Source organism: Psychrobacter sp. FDAARGOS_221 (genome assembly GCF_002313155.2).
Lineage (GTDB): Bacteria > Pseudomonadota > Gammaproteobacteria > Pseudomonadales > Moraxellaceae > Psychrobacter.
Genome location: NZ_NWFK02000001.1, coordinates 3,027,780 through 3,048,092 on the forward strand (window position 1 = coordinate 3,027,780; position 20,313 = coordinate 3,048,092).

Consider the following 20,313-nt stretch of genomic DNA (forward strand, 5'->3'; position numbering starts at 1 on the left):
TTTTTGGGTTAGTTTGCAGCAGAATCTTGTTCTGAAGATTGTTCAGTCGCCGGTGCTGCTGGCGCTTTTGCTTCAGAGTTCTTCTCAGGTGCTACAGGGCCTTTACTGCTTTGACCTTGTGGCGCAACTGGTCCTTTACCTGTTTGACCTTGTTGTGGTGCTACCGGGCCTTTTGGCGCTGCTCCATTATTTGCAGGCTTTGGTTGCCAAGGTCTTGGAGAGACTTTGGTCTCAGGCTGTAAGTTTGCACCGCCTACGACCACAACGCGCTCGCCACTTTTTAAGCCATCAGTGATGATCCAATTACCCTGGAAAGTCCCTTCGGTGGTGACTTCACGTACTTGCAGTTTGTCTTCACCATCGACGACATAAACCTGAGTACCGCCTTTAGGTGTACGTTTAAGCGCACTTTGTGGCAATAGCACTGCATTGTTAATCATACCTTGCATCAGTCGTGCTTTGACATACATGCCTGGTAGTAACAAATAACGTTCGTTATCAAAGATGGCGCGTAGGGTAACAGCACCTGAGTCTTCGTTGACTTTGGCTTCTGCCAATAGCAGTTGTCCTGCTTCTGGATAAGGGGTACCATCTTCTAATACCAGCTCAACGCGGCTGCTGCCGCCTTGAAGCTCGCCTTGCATTTGTTGCTGCTTCAGTCTTAATAAGTCTGCTGAAGACTGACTGATATCAACATAGATCGGATTAATCTTTGAAATGGTAACCAGTGGGTCCGGTTGGTTGGCATTGACTAATGCGCCAACAGTTAAGCCTGAACGCTCAGTAATACCTGAGATAGGGGCCACAACGGTTGTGCGGTCAACATTTAATTGGCTACCAGATAGCTCAGCTTTTGCGGTAGCAACGGCGGCTTCTGCACTGGCGATATTTGCTTGTGCTTGTTGCGCTGACGCCACGGCACTTTCATACGCCGCTTTTGCGGTTTTGGCACGTGTTTCCGTTTGTCTAAACATCTGCTCCGAGATGGCTTGCTTAGATAGCAATGGACGCAAGCGATTGACATCATCAAGGGCTTGCTCTAGCTCAGCTTTACGTGACTCAATATTTGCCACACTATTGTTATAGCTTGCTTTTGCAGTCTCAACGTTCGCTAACGCCTGTTGCACCGCTGCTTGACCTGCAGCTTGTGATGACTCATAGTTTTCATCGCTTAAGCGGTATAAAGGCTGACCCTTTTGTACCATACCGCCTTCACGATACAAGATTTCATCAATTACCCCAGTAATCTGCGGTCTAATAGCGGCCTGTTCGTAAGCGGCAATACGTCCTGAGAACTCTTTAATTAAAGGCACCGTTTGGAATTGCACTGGCATCACGTCGACGGTAGCAGGCGGCATTTGCTGTTGAGCGGCGGCTGCATCTGCTTCATCTTGTTTCGAGTTACAACCAGCAATGAACAGACCGGATACAGCGAGGCTAATAGCGAGATAAAGATGTGATCGTTTCATGTAAAAAAACCTTAATTTGGGTCATCACAAGTAAGTAATAAGTTATACGTTAATGAACTAGCAATATAAATTCAATATTTTTTTGGCCAGATGAATACCAACAAAGTTGATATTCTGGTCATTTAGGTACTTAAAGCATTCACAGCTTATCGTTTGAATAATCGTTACAAATATCTGTACTTTAGCAATGTTAATCAGGCTGCTTGTGTTAAATTTGTAACACCTAAGTGGTTAGACTATCAATCAAAACTTATCAATAACCATCCGTAGTGATTACAGCAATATGACGATTATTTAAATAGGTCAAACAGTTATAGGAAATTCTCGTCGAATAAGATGAATTTTAATTGAAATATTAAACCAGACAAATAAAAAACCACAACTGTGGTTTTCTATAACGCTGCATGTTTTGATGCAACCAATGTTTTGATGCTATGACAATTTGCCGAAATACAGTCGCTGCCAAACTATAAACGAACCCCAGAAGCTTAGCAAAGTCAGATGTTTATGGCTTTACTGTGTTTTAACTGGGGTTATTATATATTACAGGTGTAAAGTATAACAAATTTGCGTTGTAATCGTTATCTTATTTACAATAAATTTCAGCTCGATTAAGGCATCTATTATCGCTGTTAGCGCTAGCTAATATTAGGTCTAACATTAAGCCAGACGTGAACTCGCAAGCTCAGTTAACTGCCATAAGCCTTGACGATATTGGTTGTCTGGTAATTGATTCAAGGCTTGCTGCGCCAGACGCGTCTCTTCCATGGCTCGGGTACGACAATACTCTAAGGCACCAGAGTTTTGGACGATATCGATAAGCTTTTGCGCATCATCCACTTTACCGGTCTGTACAGCGATACGTAAGGTGTTGTACTTTTCCTCATCGCTGTCTTTTAGCAAGCGTAGGGCTACGATGGTAGGTAGTGTTGGCTTACCTTCGGCCAGATCATCGCCTAAGTTTTTGCCCATAACGTCAGCATCACCGGTGTAATCAAGCACATCATCAATAATCTGAAACGCATTACCAAAATGTTGACCAAAGTCACTAAATGGCTGCATGAATTCAGGACGGTTTTGCAAGATAGCGACACCGCAAGTGGCCATCATGAATAAGCGCGAGGTCTTACCATCGATGATGTTGATATAGTCTGTTTCAGTCGCAGATGGGTTGTGCTGGTGTTGCAGCTGTAGTACTTCGCCTTCGGCAATATCACAGGTGCCATCAGAGAATAGCTGTAATAAAGGCAAGCTTTGAAAGCCAACCAATAAGTTAAAGGCGCGAGCAATCAGGTAGTCACCAACCAATACCGCAGTGGCATTATCCCAAGTAGCATTTGCAGTAGGGCGACCACGGCGTAGGCCTGACTCATCGATCACATCATCATGTACTAATGTTGCGGTATGCAGCATTTCAGTAATAGCGGCTAAATGCATCGCATCTTTTGACTGCTCATCTTGACATAGGCGAGAGCACAACAAGGTAATTAATGGGCGCATACGCTTACCGCCAGCATTAATCACATGTTGAGAGACATTCATCACCAGTTGTACTTTGGAGTTTAGGCTACCAAAGACTTGTTTATCCATAATGGCAAAGTCATCAGCGACGATTTGCTGGATGTCGGTATAATCAAGAGTAGGGGCGTTGTCTGAGATGGCGGTGTTTTGATTAGTCATATTACTGTCAACTGCAATAAAATAATTAAGATGGATGAGGACAAATAAAGGATAAATGTAATAATAAGGTAATAATAAAGTCAAATATTAACTATTATATAGAAAGCTATTTGAATATTTATGCTAATAATAAGTCAGCTTTTTTAGTAGGTTTGATTTTAACCTAACTGGCTGTGTATTAGGGGGCTAATTTAATATTATTTTAAGCTGATTAGCGATTTGTGCTTATTTTGCCCGCTGTATTTTACGTGATATGAGACGATAAATAGTATTTTATATGTAACCAACCTCTATGTAACTAATGGCTTGAGCAGTTTGATCGAATGCTTAAGCAGCTCTAAAGATGGACTTGATTAGTCAGATAGTTTTTAACGGTCAAAGCTAGCTTGTTTATTCTATCTTTATCATCTATATATCAAAAATAGCCTAAAGCTAATCTTATTTAATAAAAATGGGCTATTAGCAACAAAAAAGCATCATAGCATAGCCTTTATTTGTAATCATCCCTTGCAATTTGCGTCATAAATGCGTAGAATTTCGTCTTCATATTCAAGGCACGTGACCAAAGTGGTCAGGTTGCTATATTTTCTGTAACTTTCCCTGTCGTGACCGTAGATCAGGCAAAAGCTGAAGCGTTATTAAGTGAGTAATATTATACGCTTGGTAACCACGGCACACGGGTTAAACGGAGTCGTAAGATGTACGCAGTTATTAAAAGTGGTGGCAAACAGCACCGTGTAAGCGTTGATGAACTACTAAAAGTTGAGCTTCTTAAAGGGGCTGAGCAAGGCGAAACCATTAAAATCGAAGACGTATTAATGGTTGTTGATGGCGATGATTATAAAATCGGTCAGCCAGTTGTTGAAGGCGCAAGCGTTGAAGCTGAAGTAGTAGAGCACGGCCGCGGTAAAAAAATCCGCATCGTGAAGCACAAGCGTCGTAAGCATTATCATAAAGAACAAGGCCACCGTCAGTGGTACACACTTCTTAAAATTAAAGCAATTAATGCTTAATAACTGGTTTTTACCATTACAGGTATAAAGATATTATTAGTATAATTTGGATGCTTTCAGCTGATTCAGACGAAAGCCAAAAATTAGTATAGAATATCTTTATAGTAATAAAGTTTTATAAATTAGTCTCAGTAAGGAGATTTCTCATGGCACATAAAAAAGCCGCAGGTTCAACTCGTAACGGTCGTGACTCTAACCCAAAAATGCTTGGCGTAAAAGTATTTGGTGGTCAAGATGTTGTCGCTGGTAATATCATTGTTCGTCAACGTGGTACAGAATTCCACGCTGGTGAAGGCGTAGGCATGGGTCGTGACCATACTTTATTTGCCTTAACTGACGGTGTTGTAAAATTTGACACCAAAGGTAAATTCAACCGTCGCTATGTATCTGTAGAGCAAGCATAATAATTTGCTAATACAGTTAACCAGTAGCGTAACCTACTGGTAATAAAAAGCCCTGATAGTAATATCAGGGCTTTTTTGTGTGTGACCATTCATCAGAGCGTAACATAACAGAAGTTTTCTTTGCAATTTTCATCTAGTCAGGTAATAAAAGACGTGGCACACTGTTCATCAATTCATTAACACTTATTTTTATTTTAAGTTAATGTCTTTTTTAAGGAATGTTTTAAAGATCTTATTAAAAATTATCTTGATGAACGTTTTTAAGACATCTTTTACAAGTTATCATTAATCGCTATTTATTATTCGCTATCCATTAATGTAAACTTTTTTGATTAATCTAAATGAAAGGACGTATTATGTTTAACACAAATACCCAACAACAAAAATCAACTAAAAATAAGAAAAACACGTTTAAAAATATTATGGGCAGTGCCACCGTTGCTGCATTGATGGTAGCTGTACCAGCCATGCCTGCCATGATGGCAACTCAAGCGCATGCAGCTGCAGCCAGTGATTTGACAGCAGCTAAGCGACTGAACAATCTATTGGTCAATACCAAAAGTATGACGGCTAACTTTTCACAGTCAACTAAAGGCGCAAATGGCGGTCAAAGTGGACTGAGTGCTAAAAATGGATCGTTCACAGGTAGCATGAGCCTTAAGCGTCCTAACAACTTCCGCTGGAGCATCACCAAACCTTTCGAGCAGCTTATTGTGACTGATGGCAGCGCACTATGGGTTTATGACAAAGATCTTGAGCAAGTGACGCGTCAAGATGCTTCTAAACAGTTGGGTAATACGCCTGCGTTATTATTGTCAGGTGATCCTAAGAAAATCGCTCAAAACTTTAAAATTACTCAGCCTAATGCCAGCAAAAACTACTATGTGCTGTATCCAAAAACCAATGATACTAACTTCAAAAGCTTGAGCATTAGCTTTAATGGCGGTAAACCAGTAATGATGGTGCTAAGTGATTCTTTAGGTCAAGTGACGACCATTCGCTTTAGCAATGTTAAACTAAATACCAGTATTGCTAACAGCCAATTTAAGTTCACGCCACCAAAAGGTGTTGATGTTATCAACCAGTAATCACTGATAACTTGATAACTGATAGTTTGATAAGATTTCAGCACTATAACTAAAAGATCAGCTCATTAGTTGTTAATTAAATAAAATAAGATTTAACTAAACCCAGGCTCCGGCTTGGGTTTTTTATTGAGGTGAGATAAGAGAATTAAGCTAACCAAATAAAGTAGATTTATATTATTTAAAAAAATATCTAAAAAGAGCATCTAAAAAAATAATCTAAAAAACTAGGAGAGTTGATTAAATGCAGAGTTAAACATAAGTCAGTGAAGAATTGGTATAATAATTTATTTTAGTATTATCTATTAAAGTGCTAGTTATTACCGATCATATATTGCTAATTAATTAACGAATAAACTCACAGACTAACCATAAATCGATTACCAGATACCGAGGGCTAGATGACCGCAAAAGTTACCAAACGTTCTGAGCAAAAACGTGCACGTGAAACCAAAGATAAAATTCTGACCGCTGCTATCAAAGAGTTTTCAGCGGCAGGATTCGAAGGGGTATCGACACGTGCAATAGCCAGCCGTGCAGGGGTGAATCATACTTTGATTACCCATCATTTTGGCAGTAAAGCTGAGCTATGGAAAACGGCAGCGAAGGCCATCTTTGATACTTATTCGGCACAATCTGAAAAACGATTGCTTGATCTGGGTGATGTTGAGCAGAAAAAAGTAGTACGTGAGTTATTAAAGCACTATATTGAGTTCAGCGCTGAGTTTCCAGACTTTCATCGGTTTATGATTCAGGCCAACCGCGGTGATTTAGAGTTGTTAAATTGGTTTACCGATGAGTATTTAAGCCAGTATTCAGACTCAGAACTCGACTTATTACAACAAGCGCAAAAACTGGGTCTTATGCCGCAGGGTGATAGTCTTCATATTCGATATTTGTTTATGGGGGCAGTGACTTCTATTTTTACTTTTGCACCGCAATATCAACGTTTATCTGGAAAAGATCCGTTTTCTGAAGCCGTTGTTGAAAAGCATATTGATTATGTGTTGTCATTATTTGAAGTCAAAAAAGACACAATACTAGGGTAGAGCGTATGCCCCAAAGCGATATCACTTTTAAGACATTATATTGAACAAAAAAGAGCGCTCAGCATCTAATGTTGAGCGCTCTTTTTATCTTAGAATAACTGATTAACCATTTTTAGCGAATAGCATCAAACCGGTTAATACCAGAACAATCCCCATGATACCAAGCAGAGAGGGTGCCGGATTGTTCAAAAATATCATACCGCCCACTAAGGCAAAAACCACTTCACTGGCTTGAGTCGCATCAACCCCTGCCACTTCGCTAGGGCTCTCGGCTTGCTCGCGGGCAAACAAAAACAAGCTGGTTGCAATCACACCAGACAGTAGCGCGACCAAAAAGGTATTATTAACTTGTGCAACATCAGGTAGTTCAGGGCGAATCATAACACCTAAAACCAACCAAAAAGGGGCGCTGCCCAGCGTCATTAACCACACTTTATTAAATGAATCTCGTAATAAAGTGGTGGGTATGGTTGGGATTTGCTCAATAGATTGCTGTAGCTTAGATTTTGGTAAGGTCGTCACTGCCACACTTTTAGGCTGCTGCTGAAAGTAATCCGCCATTTTTAACGACACAATTCTAGGTGCCAGAGTCGTTAATGGTTGAAACTCGTTATTAACTGTCCAAAATTGTAAGGTCTGCATGTTTAGCTTTTTCTGAGCTTGCTTAACGTTGTAAGCGCGCGCATTGTAGGATGCTTGCCAAACCAACTGGCTGCCAATTGGATAACTAAAAGCGGCAATAAGACAGGGCAGCGTCCCATAAATAAGCACGTGTGATAAAGGCGTGTCTAGCCCAAAAAATCCAGCTGAACTGCTAAGCGCTTCGCTGACATTAGCTAGTATCACCCCAACAAAGATAATAGTGGCATAGAAAATAAAGCGTCTTTCAAAACGATGACCAAATGCCATCAGCACGAATAAGCTGGCAACCACCGTAAACATAAAGGTAGCCGCAACCACCCAACCGCTAACATGATCTGCGGCATAGCAAAGTCCGGCATAAAAAAAGCCAAACCCAATACTGCCGGTAACTGACCAAAATCGCCAGTGGCTGATAAATATATCCCACAGCTGTCTGATTCTTTGCCATCCAAAACGTATGCTAATCAGCGCCGTTAATAAAATCAGTGCAAACAGATAACGCAAACTGGCAGACCAAAACCAATGTCCACCAGCGGCACTCATTATTTCATTGAGTACATACGTTGAGCTAAAAAAAGCGCACGCAACTAGGGTAATTAAAATCAGTTTTAGCATAAACACTCAGGCAGTTAGAAATTTTATGACTCGAAAAGACCGCTGTTTATTTACCTTTGGCATCGGCCCATATGATTTTGTGAAGCTGCAGTTGTAGGCGTACAGGCAGGGCATCAGCCAATATCCACTCTGCAAGCTCACGTGCTAAGTTAGGCACATCAACGCTAGCAACATCACCTTGTGCATCCTCATGGACGTTGAACATAGGTGAGAACCACACGGTTGATACACGCTGATCAAGCTGATGCTCAGCGACTATCTGCTTGGCCCAGTCATAATCTGTGCGATTCATAATCACGAATTTGATTTGATCATGTTGGGTTAGATAATCAAGGTTGGACCATAAGTTTTTGTCAGCTTCACCACTACTCGGGGTCTTGATATCCATCACTTTGCTGACCGCTTCAGGAACCTCAGCCACGCTTAACGCACCAGCTGTCTCTAACGAAATCTCATAGCCGTCATCAAGTAGTAGAAGCATCAGAGGTATTGCATTGGGCTGAGCTAATGGCTCACCACCGGTTAGGCAGATGCGCTTGCAAGGGTATTGAGCGATATCTGCAATGATGGCATCTAGGCTAAGACGCTCACCGCCTGTGAAGGAGTAAGTGGTGTCGCAGTAAACACAGCGTAGAGGGCAGCCAGTCAAGCGCACAAATACAGTGGGCAAGCCAGCCGTTAGCGCTTCGCCTTGTAGAGAGTAAAAAATCTCTGTCATACGTAATCCAGCTTCAGGATCAGTGACAGGAATGTTGGTCGTTCTTAAATTTGACATAGTAAGCGGTCAGGTTATGAATGAATTTGGTGATAACAGTGATGGCGTTAATAAAAAAGTAAAGGTAAGGATTTTGAATCCTTACCTTCTGGTATTTAACATTTGTTATTAATTAATGAGTATTTGTCTTAATGAATACTTGGCTGTTATTAATAAGAAAATAAAAGCTAAAGCTGTGATAGTAATAAGCAAACCTTATCTTGTCAGTAATAAATATCTTAAGATAAGAAGCCTTTACTTCATTCTAGTTAAGGCACACATAGCCGGTGCATGACCATAGCAATTATGAGCATTATATAGCTTGATATTAATGGTGTAGCCCTTGCTTTTCATACACTGAGTTTGAGCTTCAAATTTTGTTTTGTTGATTTGGCTGACATCATCAACATACTGACACGCCTTTAGGTCGGCACGAGTTGTTTCCACTGTTGCCCCTGATTTTTCCCAAGCCTCAACAGCACTTGGCGCAGGCTGATGGTAACTGGGCACCATAATGACACACCCTGACAGTGTTAAGCTAACAGTTGCTGCTAGGCCAACTAACATATTTTTCATAAGGCGTATCCTTATTTAATCAACCAGTATTTTAAACTTGAATGATGTTGCTATAACAACGACAAAAGATTAAGCCAAGCGTAACAGCTCATTGATGCTGGTTTTTGAACGCGTTTTGGCATCAACTTTTTTGACAATCACTGCGCAATATAAACTGTGCGTACCGTCTTTTGATGGAAGGCTACCTGATACAACAACTGAGCCGGCAGGAATGCGGCCATAGCTAATTTCGCCAGTTTCACGATCCAAGATCTTGGTTGACTGTCCGATATAGACACCCATTGAAATTACTGAGCCTTCTTCAACGATAACACCCTCAACAATTTCAGAACGTGCTCCGATAAAGCAGTTGTCTTCAATGATGGTTGGGTTAGCTTGTAACGGCTCTAAAACACCGCCGATACCAACACCGCCTGATAAATGTACGTTTTTACCAATTTGTGCACATGAGCCAACGGTTGCCCAAGTGTCTACCATAGTGCCTTCATCAACGTAGGCGCCAATATTGGTATAGCTTGGCATTAACACTACGCCTTTACCGATAAATGAACCGCGACGAGCAACAGCCGGTGGCACAACACGCACACCTGATTCAGCGAACTGAGCAGGGGTCCAGTTTGCAAATTTAGTCGGAACCTTATCATAGAATTGTAGGTGTTCTGCTGATGGCATTGCATAGTTATCATTCATGCGAAATGACAGCAACACTGCTTTTTTGGCCCACTGATTGACGACCCATTCACCTTCTTTCTTTTCAGCAACGCGTAAACTGCCATTATCTAGCTGTTCAAGGACGCTTTCTACCGCTTTCTTAACGTCTTCTGGCATGGTGCTTGGGCTATAATCAGCGCGATTTTCAAAAGCTTGTTCAATGATTTGTTCTAATGACATAAATGATTCCGTAATGTGCTAGTGTGCGTTAACTTAAAGTTAACCGCGCCTATGCATTAATTAAAAATAAGGAGGGTTATTGTCGCTAATTTTTGGTCATATAGCAAACGCTGTCACCCTTTTTTTATGACCAGCTCAGTACGCAAAGTGCCTTTGATAGCCAGTCATAGCCTATATTAAAGTGTTTTAGGCGTTATCGATTTGTTTTTGTAACCAGTTCAGCAAATCTTGATAGACCAGTTGATTGTCTTTTTCATGCAAGGGTTCATGACGCATTAAGGGGTATAAAAGCTGTTCAACTTGTTTGAACCCTTGCTTTTGCATGCGAATGGTTAGTTTGCGTATGCCTTTACCCATATCACCGACTGGATCATCTTCGCCACTGATAAATAGCATAGGGAAGCTTGGGTCAATGGTATCCGCCCAGCCTTTGTCAAGACCGGCTTGCATTAATTGGAATAAAGTCAAATAGCCATTGTTGGTGAAGTCAAAACCACACAGAGGATCATTTTCATACTCTTTAATGGCTTCAGGATTGGCACATAACCAGGCACGATCTGATTTGATACGGTTATTCTTTAAGCGTGAATTGAATAATTTATTAACCACAGCGGTAAAGGTGGCATTAGGGCGCTTCGGTTGTAATCGATTAAGTGTTTTTGCTAATGGAATACCTAATTTAACCAATGGGTTGTAATCACTGCTGCCCATTAAAATGGCGCCATCAAACTCACTACTGTGAACTTGTAGCACAGTACGAGCGATAAATGAGCCCATTGAATGCCCTAAGATAAAGTGAGGTACATCAGGGTATTGCTGCTTAAGAATATCAGCCATGATAATGACATCTTTTAACAGCGTTTGCATCGGGTGTTTTTTGGCGAAATAACCCAATTCATCAGCATTACGAATACTGCGTCCATGACCTAAATGATCATAGGTTAGGACAGCAATACCGTGCTCTGCTAAAAACTGAGCAAATTTGGCATAGCGCCCGCTGTGCTCAGTCATACCGTGTAAAATCAGCAAGGTTGCTTTGGCAGGTTGTTTTGGCTCAAATAGGGTATGGTTTAGAGTGTGAATCTTATCTGATGAGAGCAGAGTCTTAACCATGAAGCGTCCTTTATATAATAGTATTGGTTTTTGCTTGATATTGTATGAAGTCTGACCAGAGTACAGCTGTTTACATCCGTTGTTTTAAGTCAACAGCTATTGCCTGTTAAAACTAATAATCCGTAAACTAGTGAATAATCTTGACCGATATTGATTGAAAATATTGGTTCAAATTTTTGGTAAATAATGACTTATTATACCTGATAATTGCATAGCGCTCAGGGTCTAGATGCTGATATTATTATTGCGCTTTAGTATCAGTTTGTTGCAATATATGCTATAAATATTACTACTTCAAAAAATAAATTTTGTAAGTTTATGATAATCACACTCTGCATTAGTTTATATTGAAAATCGAAGTATGCATTTTAACTTTCAGCGTATAACCATAGCTGATAACTTATATCAATAATTCATACCACTCATTCATAGGTACTAGGATATAACCATGACAAAAAAATCATTTAAAACAAAAGCATCTTTATTAGCAACTGTACTTTTAGCAAGCAGTCTTGGCTTGAGCGCATGCTCAAATGAAAGTGATACAAATAGTGCTGCAGATAGTGAAGCAGCAGTATCGGCAGATAAATTACAAACTAAGTTTGTTACGCTTGCAACTGGCGGTGCATCTGGTCCATATAACATTATTGGTACCTCTCTAACAGAAGCTTACAATGCGACCTATGGCGTTAACTCTAAAACGCAAACCACAGGTGCTTCGGTTGAAAATATGAATTTGATCGATCAAGGCAAGGTTGAAATGGCCTTTGCAATGAGCGATGTTGTGAACGATGCTGTGCTGGGTAGAAATAACTTTAATGCACCAATCACTAAAGTACAGCAAGTTGCAGCGCTATATCCTAACTATGTTCAAATCGTGACTTCAAAAAAATCAGGTATCAAGAACTTTGAAGACTTGAAGGGTAAACGTATTGCAGTGGGTGCACAAAACTCTGGAGTTGAAGTAAATGCGCGCAACTTACTACAAGGTTTTGGCATGACATATGATGATGTTAAAGTTGACTATTTGGGTTATGCAGAAGCTGCTGATGCCTTAAAATCAGGTAAGCTAGATGCCGCTTTCTTAACCAGTGGCTTGCCAAACTCGTCGTTAATGGAGCTGCAACAAGGGTTTGATTTGCAGTTGGTTAGTATCGATCCTGCTAAGGTTGCAGAAATTGCTCAAGATGAAACTTACTTTACGGCAAAAGAAATTCCAGCAGGCACCTATGGCAATGAAACTGCTATTCCGACAGCTGCTATCATGAATGCTTTGGTTGTAAGCTCTGATATGTCAGAAGATGATGTTTACAAGTTAACCAAAACCTTCTTTGAGAGCTTGGATAAGTTAAAAACAGCGCATCAGGCAGCAGCGGATATTAGTTTAGAAAATGCACAACAAGGCATGGTTGCACCTGTTCACCCTGGTGCTCAAAAGTACTATGATGAGCAAGTTGCTCAGTAGTATTTATTAGGTTATTGTCTTTAGATGATAAAGCCATTAAAAAACCAGTACGGCCAACTTCGCTTTACTGGTTTTTTTGTTTTGGTATTCTTGATTAGCGGTGTTTTGTTAGTTGCTAATTGGCAGCAACAACGCATTGAAGTTGTCTTTAAAAATCAATCTTGTCTGTTAGAAGGAACAGCCTTTGAACTTCAATGGATTCATTCAGTTGAAAAGCAACAATGGGTGGAAGCTTATCAAGTTCAAGATAAAAACTTATTGCTAACAGATACCTATTTTGAAACCTTTGGTGCCGGATCGCCGTCGATGTCTGCAAGTGACTTAATAGACGATAGTATTCAACACCAATCACAGTTGTTGAATCAAAAGCAAGCCGCTGCTTACCAAGCTAGACAGAATCACTTGAATCAAAAATATCAACATTATGTGCACTATCAAGTTAATCAGCAACTGCCATATCTAAACTGGATGGTGTCCTCTCATGTAAAGGCTATCATTATCAATCAGAATCAAACACTGCCAATTTATCAATGGGTTAGTGATTATACTAATATTTATATTGCACCCAAGAAACTAACAGTATGGGCGCAGCTGTTACAGGAATCATGTCATGACTACACCGCACACAGTTCGGCCAGAATCAGAGGATGATTTAGGTTCACCATCTGCTGAAAAGCAGCAGCAGATACTTGAAAAGTTTGATAGAGAGTCAGTCACACGACGTTTAAAAAATAAGCACATTGGTTGGTTTATTTCAGCTTTGGCTATCGCTTATGCTGCTTTCCACTTATATATTACATTTAACCCAATGCCAGCATTATTGCAGCGTGCCATTCACGTTGGTGTCGGATTTGCATTAATTTTTCTAATTTTCCCGGTATCTAAAAAGTCATCGAGACAGAAAGTGGCCTGGTATGATTGGATCTGGAGTATTCTTTCATTTTCAGGTGTTGCTTACCTAATGGTTGAATACCAGGATATTGTTACTGTGCGCGGGGGGATACCAAATCAGTTAGATATTGTCTTCGCTATAATTACCGTCCTGTGCGTATTAGAAGGCACACGACGTATTACAGGGTTTATTTTGCCGTTATTCGCCCTTATCTTTTTAGCATATCCCTTCTTTAGTCATTTAGACTTTATGCCTAATAGGCTATTAACCAGACCCTATGATATCGGAGATATTTTCGGTCAGTTATATTTAAAAACCGAAGGTTTATATTCAACTGCCATCGGTGCCTCTGTTACTTTTATCTTCTTATTTATCTTATTCGGTGCTTTTTTATCTCGATCAGGGATGGGGCAACTGTTTAATGATTTAGCATTAGCGCTGGCAGGGCATAAGCAAGGCGGGCCAGCAAAAGTTGCGGTGATATCAAGTGGATTTATGGGAAGTATTAATGGTGCAGCTGTCGCAAACGTCGTAGGCACCGGTGCCTTCACCATTCCTCTAATGAAAAAAGTTGGTTATCATAAAAACTTTGCAGGTGCTGTTGAAGCCAGTGCTTCTGTGGGCGGACAAGTGTTGCCACCTATTATGGGTGCCAGTGCTTTTATCATGGCCGAAACAACTGGGGTTAAGTACAGTACCATTGCATTAGCAGCATTACTGCCAGCAGTTTTATACTATCTTGGTGTGATTGCTCAAGTGCACTTTCGAGCAGGACGCCGTGATTTAAAAGGGATTGCAAAAGAGAGTTTGCCACGCCTTAAAGATGTGATGAAGGCACGTGGGCATATGCTATTACCGATTGTATTTCTAGTCTTTTTGTTAGGTAAATCAGTACCTGTAGGTTTCGCTGCAGCATATACTATTGGGTTTACGGTAGTAATGAGTATGCTAAAGGCTGAAACGCGTATGGGCTTTAAGGATATACTGGGTGCTCTTGAAGATGGTGCTCGCCAGTCTTTAGCGGTAATGGCAGCTTGTGCGGTGGTAGGTATTATCATCGGTGTGGTGAGTTTAACCAGCTTTGGCTCGGTAATGACTTCTTCCATTGTGACCTTAGGCGCAGGTTCATTATTCTTAACCCTTATTTTGACCATGTTAGCGTCTATGGTATTGGGTATGGGTCTACCTTCAATTCCTGCGTATATTATTACGGCGACTATGGCAGCGCCAGCATTGGCAGGTTTTGATATTCCTATTTTAGCCGCCCATATGTTTGTATTTTACTTTGGTATCTTCGCTAATATTACACCGCCAGTTTGTTTAGCAGCCTTTGCTGGTGCGGGTATTGCCGGCGGTGATCCAATGAAAACAGGCTTCCAGTCTTTAAGACTGGCTTTAGCTGGATTTATTGTTCCCTTCATGTTCATCTATAATCCCACCATGTTAATGATTGACCCAGCAGGGCTTGCAGTGACTGCCAAAGAGTTCCCTTTACCACCAGTGATTGAAATTATTACAGTTGTATTTACTTCAGTGACTGGTGTGATTGGATTAAGTGCAGCAGTAGAAGGGTACTTTAAAGGTGAGATGAATGCGATTACTCGTGTGGTATTGGCTATCGGAGCATTACTGCTTATTTACCCTGAAGTTATGACAGATATTGTCGGGGGCGTTATCGTATTCGGTATCATTGCATTCAATATTAATGCTAACAAGTCAAATAACAAACCGGTTTCTGTGACTCGACTCTAACAAAGAGCTTATTTCAACCGACGCGTTTTATCTGTAAAAAAGGAGGTCTACTTATTGGCAGACCTCCCTTTTTTTATTGCTTAGAAAATAGCTTTTATAAATTTAGAAAGCTATCAATTAGCAACCTAACTTTTTGCCAGCGGCTTCCGCTTCCAACGCTTTTTTGCTGCGAATTGGCGCTGGGCAATCTTCGCCATAGTATTGACGATCAGCGAAGTAGCTTGAGCGTACCATAGGACCTGCCCAGATACTAAAGAAGCCAATCTTCTTACCATAGTCCATATAGCGCTGGAACTCATCTGGATGCACATAACGGTCGACAGGGGCATGGTTTTTACTTGGCTGTAAGTACTGGCCAATGGTAATCATGTCCACGTCATGTGCTTTTAAGTCATCAAGTAGTTCGTAGACTTCTTCTTCTGTCTCACCAAGACCGACCATAAAGCCACATTTAGTTGCAATATCTGGGCGACGTGCTTTGTACTCTTTTAACAGATTTAGTGAGTGTTGATAGTCTGAACCTGGACGGAATGCTTTGTATAAGCGGGGCACGGTTTCGATGTTATGGTTAAACACATCTGGCGCGGTCTTAGTTAATAAATCTAACGCCACTTCCATACGACCACGGAAATCAGGTACTAAGATTTCAATTAAGCAGCTAGGGCTTAATGCACGAGATTCATTCATAACGTCAACGAAATGCTGTGCACCACCGTCTTTAAGATCATCACGGTCCACAGAGGTGATAACCGCATATTTTAGACCTAAGCCTAAAATAGTTTCAGCGGTATGACGTGGCTCATCAGGATCCAACTCATTCGGACGACCATGCGCCACATCACAGAATGGGCAGCGACGGGTACAGATATCACCCATAATCATAAAGGTCGCTGTACCATCACCAAAGCACTGGGCTAGGTTAGGGCAGGCAGCTTCTTCACAAACAGTATATAGCTTTTGTTCACGCAACGTCTTTTTGATGCGCGCAACTTCAGCAGGCGAGGACATTCTGACACGAATCCAGTCCGGCTTTTTAGGCGCTTCTACCGTTGGGATGACTTTAATTGGGATACGGGCAACTTTGTCGTATCCACGTAACTTTTCCCCTTTGACCGCTTTTTTTGGTTTTGGCGAGGCTTTAGGGACAAAGGTTTCTACAGTATTTGTCATAATAATATCTGTCCTAACCCTTTTTAGCATAAGGGTTTTATTGATTTCATTGGTTTTTTATTAGTGGTTAATAGCACTATAAAATTATGAACGCCATTATAACAGATATAGGGGGCAGATGCCGATAACTCAAGGGTGTAATCGTAGTATTAGAATTTATAACCCTAAAGCTTAATTTTAGAGCTCGGTTAAATCAAATCCCATCTCAGTTAACACTTCAATCGCCGCTCGGAATGCTTTTTGAGTGGCTGGCGCACCGCAGTAAGGTAGACTGTGCATCAATACTTCGCGGATTTCAGCAACCGTTGCACCATTATTAATTGCACCTCGTATATGCCCTTTAAGCTCATTTGGACTTTTTTGAGCAATTAAAAATGCCATGGTAACCAATGAGCGGTACTTATGCGGTAACACTTCATCGTCTTGCCAAGTGCTGCCCCAAGCGTGTTCAATAATCCAGTCTTGAAGCGGCTGAGTAAACGGGGTTGCTGATTGCAAAGAGCGTTTGACATGTGTCTCGCCCATTACTTTAGTACGTACCTTTAGACCATTTTGATAATTGTTACTGTCATAGTTGTTGTCTGACATTGCCGCGCATCCTTCAGCTAGTGAGAAGTTAGTGGGGTTAGTATTTATAACATCAGTTAAATGAGTCTGGAAAATAACCTTACTTTGTTAAATAAGACGTTGTCAATCAACTTGTGTGCTTTGTCGATTGAGCCAATCAAGATTTGGCTAAAAAGTAAAAATGACTGACCAACAGATATTTGACGCTAACATCAGTCTTTATACCATGTATTTCTAAAATAAATGTTCGATATGGCCTTAAAATACGGCCGCTTTACAGTTTGGTGATTAACTTTTTAGCTAATTTAAGCTATATTATGCGGCAGTGTTAAACCCACCTGCATGGTGTCGGAAGCCACCACTTAAATCGATAGAATATCGTTGCCTACAACGGTCTTATACGTGATGAAAATGATCATAAGTAAGCTGTTATTATAAAAATAGGGCATATCTGATAAGCGATAGCATTGATGAATCAATAATATCGGTCTATCTTTAGTGGCAGCTACCCAAGCCTGCATCAAATAATTAAAGAGGATGCTTATTGTGTTAGACGCATATCGTAAACATGTCGAAGAACGTGCCCAACTTGGTACAGTACCTTTACCACTTTCTGAGCACCAAACAGCCGATCTAGTTGAGCTATTAAAAAACCCACCAGCAGGTGAAGAAGAGTTTTTAATGGACTTGTTGGTTAACCGTGTACCAGCAGGTGTTGACCAAGCCGCTTATGTTAAAGCAGCGTTCTTAGCCGCTATCGTAAAAGGTGAAGCAACCTCACCACTTATCGACAAGAAAAAAGCTGTTGATATCTTAGGTACTATGCAAGGTGGTTATAACGTATTACCTCTAGTTGAAGCACTAGATGATGCTGAAGTTGCTGAAAACGCAGCGACTGCTCTTAAGAGAACATTGCTTGTATTTGATGCGTTCAACGACGTCACTGAAAAAGCTGAAGCGGGTAACGAGAAAGCAAAAGAAGTTATCCAGTCTTGGGCAGACGCTGAGTGGTTCTTAAACCGCCCAGAAGTACCTAAAAAGATGACTTACACTGCGTTCAAAGTGACTGGCGAAACCAACACTGACGACCTATCACCAGCACAGGATGCGTGGAGCCGCCCAGACATTCCACTACATTCATTAGCGATGCACAAAAACTCTCGTGACGGCATCCAAGCTGACGAAGAGGGTGTACGTGGTCCAATGAAGCTAATTGATGAGCTTAAAGAAAAAGGCCATCCATTAGCATACGTTGGTGATGTTGTTGGTACGGGCTCAAGCCGTAAATCAGCGACTAACTCAGTACTTTGGTTAATGGGCGATGATATCCCTAACGTACCAAACAAACGTGCTGGCGGTCTTGTACTAGGTGGTAAAATTGCACCTATCTTCTACAACACTATGGAAGACTCAGGCGCATTACCTATCGAAAACGTTGCTGTTGATAACATCGACATGGGTGATGTATTTGATATCTACCCACATGATGGCAAAATCACTAAGCATGATTCAGACGAAGTTCTGTCAACTTTTGAGCTAAACTCAAACACGCTACTTGACGAAGTTCGTGCTGGCGGTCGTATCCCATTAATCGTTGGCCGTGCATTAACTAACCGTGCTCGTGAGTACATGGGTCTTGAGCATTCAGACGTATTCGCTAAGCCAGAACAACCAGAATCTTCAGACAAAGGCTTTACTTTAGCTCAGAAGATGGTTGGTAAAGCATGTGGTATGGAAGGCGTACGTCCAGGTATGTACTGTGAGCCTAAGATGACCACTGTTGGTTCGCAAGATACCACTGGTCCTATGACTCGTGACGAACTAAAAGACTTAGCTTGCTTAGGTTTCCAAGCAGACCTAGTTATGCAGTCTTTCTGTCACACAGCCGCTTATCCAAAGCCAGTTGACGTTGAAACTCAGCACACACTACCTGACTTCATCATGAACCGTGGCGGTGTTAGCTTACGTCCAGGTGACGGTATCATTCACTCATGGTTGAACCGTATGCTTCTTCCAGATACTGTTGGTACTGGTGGTGACTCGCATACTCGTTTCCCAATGGGTATCTCATTCCCAGCAGGTTCTGGTCTGGTTGCGTTCGCAGCAGCGACTGGTGTTATGCCACTAGATATGCCTGAATCTGTACGTGTTCGTTTCGTTGGTGAGCGTCAGCCTGGTATCACTCTACGTGACCTAGTACACGCTATCCCATTACAAGCGATCAAAGAAGGTTACTTAACTGTTGATAAGAAAGGTAAAATCAACGAGTTTAACGGCCGTATCTTAGAGATCGAAGGTCTAGAAGACTTAACCGTTGAGCAGGCGTTCGAATTATCTGACGCATCAGCTGAGCGTAGTGCTGCTGGTTGTACCATCACTCTATCTGAAGAGTCAGTCACTGAGTACTTAAACTCTAACATCACACTACTTAAGTGGATGATCTCTGAAGGTTATGGCGATGCGCGTACGCTAAGCCGTCGTATCGAAGCTATGCAAGAGTGGTTGAAGAGCCCAAGCTTAATGCGTGCTGACGAAGATGCAGAATACGCAATCGATATGACTATCGATATGAGCCAAATCAAAGAGCCAGTACTTTGCTGCCCGAACGATCCAGATGATGCTAAGACACTATCTGACGTTGCTGGCGACAAGATTGACGAAGTATTCATCGGTTCTTGTATGACTAACATCGGTCACTTCCGTGCCGCTGGTAAACTATTACAAGAAGTACCTGCAGGTAGCTTGAAAACTCGTCTATGGATTGCACCACCAACTAAGATGGATGCACGCCTATTGATGGAAGAAGGTTACTACAATACTTACGCACAAGCCGGCGCACGTACTGAAATGCCAGGTTGTTCACTATGTATGGGTAACCAAGCACGTATTGCTCCAGGCTCTACTGCAGTATCTACTTCTACTCGTAACTTCCCGAACCGTCTAGGTCAAGGTGCTAACGTATACCTAGCATCAGCTGAGCTTGCTGCGGTTGCTGCGGTACTTGGTAAACTACCTACTAACGAAGAATATCAGCAATACGCTGGCATGCTAAACAGCATGGGTGACGAAGTATATCGTTACATGAACTTCGACCGTATGGAAGAGTACACTGAAGAAGCAGATAAAATTAACGTGGCACAACTGTCATAAGTTGACCCATTAAACGTTAATTTTTA

At 41.4% G+C, this 20,313-nt stretch carries 17 protein-coding genes; 8 read left to right on the forward strand and 9 right to left on the reverse strand.

Going from position 1 to position 20,313, the window contains the following annotated elements; genetic code table 11:
• Positions 1 to 8: 8 nt before the first annotated feature.
• Together A6J60_RS12765 and A6J60_RS12770 are read right to left on the reverse strand one after the other, a co-directional pair.
• A complete protein-coding gene (locus A6J60_RS12765) occupies positions 9 to 1,469 on the reverse strand; it encodes an efflux RND transporter periplasmic adaptor subunit (RefSeq protein WP_096066311.1) in 1,461 nt (486 codons plus the stop codon).
• A gap of 660 nt (positions 1,470 to 2,129) precedes the next feature.
• A complete protein-coding gene (locus A6J60_RS12770) occupies positions 2,130 to 3,149 on the reverse strand; it encodes a polyprenyl synthetase family protein (RefSeq protein ID WP_096066312.1) in 1,020 nt (339 codons plus the stop codon).
• Positions 3,150 to 3,847: 698 nt separating this feature from the next.
• On the opposite strand from A6J60_RS12770, the gene rplU reads away from it, so the two are divergent.
• From rplU to A6J60_RS12790, 4 genes are all read left to right on the forward strand, one after another.
• Positions 3,848 to 4,162, forward strand: a complete 315-nt coding sequence (gene rplU / locus A6J60_RS12775) for a 50S ribosomal protein L21 (RefSeq protein ID WP_096066313.1) — start codon at positions 3,848 to 3,850, stop codon at positions 4,160 to 4,162.
• 146 nt (positions 4,163 to 4,308) lie between these two features.
• On the forward strand, positions 4,309 to 4,566 hold the full coding sequence (rpmA, locus tag A6J60_RS12780) for a 50S ribosomal protein L27 (protein ID WP_019673091.1): 258 nt from the start codon (positions 4,309 to 4,311) through the stop codon (positions 4,564 to 4,566).
• 356 nt (positions 4,567 to 4,922) lie between these two features.
• Entirely contained in the window at positions 4,923 to 5,654 is a 732-nt protein-coding gene (gene lolA, locus A6J60_RS12785) for an outer membrane lipoprotein chaperone LolA (RefSeq protein WP_096066314.1), read from the forward strand.
• A gap of 398 nt (positions 5,655 to 6,052) precedes the next feature.
• Positions 6,053 to 6,700 (forward strand): TetR/AcrR family transcriptional regulator, encoded by a 648-nt coding sequence (locus A6J60_RS12790; RefSeq protein ID WP_096066315.1) that lies wholly within the window; start codon positions 6,053 to 6,055, stop codon positions 6,698 to 6,700.
• Positions 6,701 to 6,802: 102 nt separating this feature from the next.
• On the opposite strand, the gene A6J60_RS12795 is transcribed toward A6J60_RS12790, so the two are convergent.
• The 5 genes from A6J60_RS12795 to A6J60_RS12815 all read right to left on the reverse strand — a co-directional run bounded on the left by A6J60_RS12795 (position 6,803) and on the right by A6J60_RS12815 (position 11,291).
• Positions 6,803 to 7,957 carry a multidrug resistance efflux transporter family protein gene (locus A6J60_RS12795; protein WP_096066316.1) on the reverse strand — a complete coding sequence of 385 codons (1,155 nt, stop codon included), beginning with the start codon at positions 7,955 to 7,957 and terminating at the stop codon, positions 6,803 to 6,805.
• Positions 7,958 to 8,003: 46 nt separating this feature from the next.
• The gene (gene queE / locus A6J60_RS12800; RefSeq protein ID WP_096066317.1) at positions 8,004 to 8,732 is read right to left on the reverse strand and encodes a 7-carboxy-7-deazaguanine synthase QueE; all 729 of its coding nucleotides are present in this window, start codon (positions 8,730 to 8,732) and stop codon (positions 8,004 to 8,006) included.
• Positions 8,733 to 8,966: 234 nt separating this feature from the next.
• On the reverse strand, positions 8,967 to 9,287 hold the full coding sequence (locus A6J60_RS12805) for a hypothetical protein (protein ID WP_096066318.1): 321 nt from the start codon (positions 9,285 to 9,287) through the stop codon (positions 8,967 to 8,969).
• Between the two features lie 69 nt (positions 9,288 to 9,356).
• Positions 9,357 to 10,178 carry a 2,3,4,5-tetrahydropyridine-2,6-dicarboxylate N-succinyltransferase gene (gene dapD / locus A6J60_RS12810; RefSeq protein ID WP_096066319.1) on the reverse strand — a complete coding sequence of 274 codons (822 nt, stop codon included), beginning with the start codon at positions 10,176 to 10,178 and terminating at the stop codon, positions 9,357 to 9,359.
• Positions 10,179 to 10,364: 186 nt separating this feature from the next.
• On the reverse strand, positions 10,365 to 11,291 hold the full coding sequence (locus A6J60_RS12815; RefSeq protein ID WP_096066320.1) for an alpha/beta hydrolase: 927 nt from the start codon (positions 11,289 to 11,291) through the stop codon (positions 10,365 to 10,367).
• A 448-nt stretch (positions 11,292 to 11,739) separates the two neighbouring features.
• Here A6J60_RS12815 and A6J60_RS12820 point away from each other — a divergent pair, with 448 nt between their 5' ends.
• From A6J60_RS12820 to A6J60_RS12830, 3 genes are read left to right on the forward strand one after another with little or no spacing between them, the layout of a single operon-like run.
• Complete coding sequence (locus tag A6J60_RS12820; protein WP_096066321.1) at positions 11,740 to 12,756, forward strand: TAXI family TRAP transporter solute-binding subunit; 1,017 nt, start codon at positions 11,740 to 11,742, stop codon at positions 12,754 to 12,756.
• 24 nt (positions 12,757 to 12,780) lie between these two features.
• The gene (locus A6J60_RS12825) at positions 12,781 to 13,407 is read left to right on the forward strand and encodes a DUF1850 domain-containing protein (RefSeq protein WP_096066322.1); all 627 of its coding nucleotides are present in this window, start codon (positions 12,781 to 12,783) and stop codon (positions 13,405 to 13,407) included.
• The gene (locus A6J60_RS12830; RefSeq protein WP_096066323.1) at positions 13,367 to 15,400 is read left to right on the forward strand and encodes a TRAP transporter permease; all 2,034 of its coding nucleotides are present in this window, start codon (positions 13,367 to 13,369) and stop codon (positions 15,398 to 15,400) included. Before A6J60_RS12825 ends, A6J60_RS12830 begins: the two co-directional genes overlap by 41 nt.
• A gap of 117 nt (positions 15,401 to 15,517) precedes the next feature.
• Here A6J60_RS12830 and lipA read toward each other — a convergent pair whose 3' ends face one another.
• Both lipA and A6J60_RS12840 read right to left on the reverse strand, forming a co-directional pair.
• Positions 15,518 to 16,570: a lipoyl synthase gene (gene lipA, locus A6J60_RS12835; protein WP_096066324.1), complete on the reverse strand. Its 1,053-nt coding sequence runs from the start codon at positions 16,568 to 16,570 to the stop codon at positions 15,518 to 15,520.
• A gap of 177 nt (positions 16,571 to 16,747) precedes the next feature.
• Positions 16,748 to 17,158 carry a carboxymuconolactone decarboxylase family protein gene (locus A6J60_RS12840; protein ID WP_096066325.1) on the reverse strand — a complete coding sequence of 137 codons (411 nt, stop codon included), beginning with the start codon at positions 17,156 to 17,158 and terminating at the stop codon, positions 16,748 to 16,750.
• A 525-nt stretch (positions 17,159 to 17,683) separates the two neighbouring features.
• Here A6J60_RS12840 and acnB point away from each other — a divergent pair.
• Positions 17,684 to 20,287: a bifunctional aconitate hydratase 2/2-methylisocitrate dehydratase gene (acnB, locus tag A6J60_RS12845; protein WP_096066593.1), complete on the forward strand. Its 2,604-nt coding sequence runs from the start codon at positions 17,684 to 17,686 to the stop codon at positions 20,285 to 20,287.
• Positions 20,288 to 20,313 lie beyond the last annotated feature (26 nt).

Bases quoted from the DNA above. Each gene is read 5' to 3' on its own strand.
- queE (WP_096066317.1), bottom strand. From the start codon at position 8,732: ATGTCAAATTTAAGAACGACCAACATTCCTGTCACTGATCCTGAAGCT.
- A6J60_RS12805 (WP_096066318.1), bottom strand. From the start codon at position 9,287: ATGAAAAATATGTTAGTTGGCCTAGCAGCAACTGTTAGCTTAACACTG.
- A6J60_RS12815 (WP_096066320.1), bottom strand. From the start codon at position 11,291: ATGGTTAAGACTCTGCTCTCATCAGATAAGATTCACACTCTAAACCAT.
- A6J60_RS12830 (WP_096066323.1), top strand. From the start codon at position 13,367: ATGACTACACCGCACACAGTTCGGCCAGAATCAGAGGATGATTTAGGT.
- rpmA (WP_019673091.1), top strand. From the start codon at position 4,309: ATGGCACATAAAAAAGCCGCAGGTTCAACTCGTAACGGTCGTGACTCT.
- lolA (WP_096066314.1), top strand. From the start codon at position 4,923: ATGTTTAACACAAATACCCAACAACAAAAATCAACTAAAAATAAGAAA.
- A6J60_RS12790 (WP_096066315.1), top strand. From the start codon at position 6,053: ATGACCGCAAAAGTTACCAAACGTTCTGAGCAAAAACGTGCACGTGAA.
- A6J60_RS12840 (WP_096066325.1), bottom strand. From the start codon at position 17,158: ATGTCAGACAACAACTATGACAGTAACAATTATCAAAATGGTCTAAAG.
- A6J60_RS12770 (WP_096066312.1), bottom strand. From the start codon at position 3,149: ATGACTAATCAAAACACCGCCATCTCAGACAACGCCCCTACTCTTGAT.
- A6J60_RS12825 (WP_096066322.1), top strand. From the start codon at position 12,781: ATGATAAAGCCATTAAAAAACCAGTACGGCCAACTTCGCTTTACTGGT.
- A6J60_RS12765 (WP_096066311.1), bottom strand. From the start codon at position 1,469: ATGAAACGATCACATCTTTATCTCGCTATTAGCCTCGCTGTATCCGGT.
- A6J60_RS12795 (WP_096066316.1), bottom strand. From the start codon at position 7,957: ATGCTAAAACTGATTTTAATTACCCTAGTTGCGTGCGCTTTTTTTAGC.
- lipA (WP_096066324.1), bottom strand. From the start codon at position 16,570: ATGACAAATACTGTAGAAACCTTTGTCCCTAAAGCCTCGCCAAAACCA.
- dapD (WP_096066319.1), bottom strand. From the start codon at position 10,178: ATGTCATTAGAACAAATCATTGAACAAGCTTTTGAAAATCGCGCTGAT.
- A6J60_RS12820 (WP_096066321.1), top strand. From the start codon at position 11,740: ATGACAAAAAAATCATTTAAAACAAAAGCATCTTTATTAGCAACTGTA.
- rplU (WP_096066313.1), top strand. From the start codon at position 3,848: ATGTACGCAGTTATTAAAAGTGGTGGCAAACAGCACCGTGTAAGCGTT.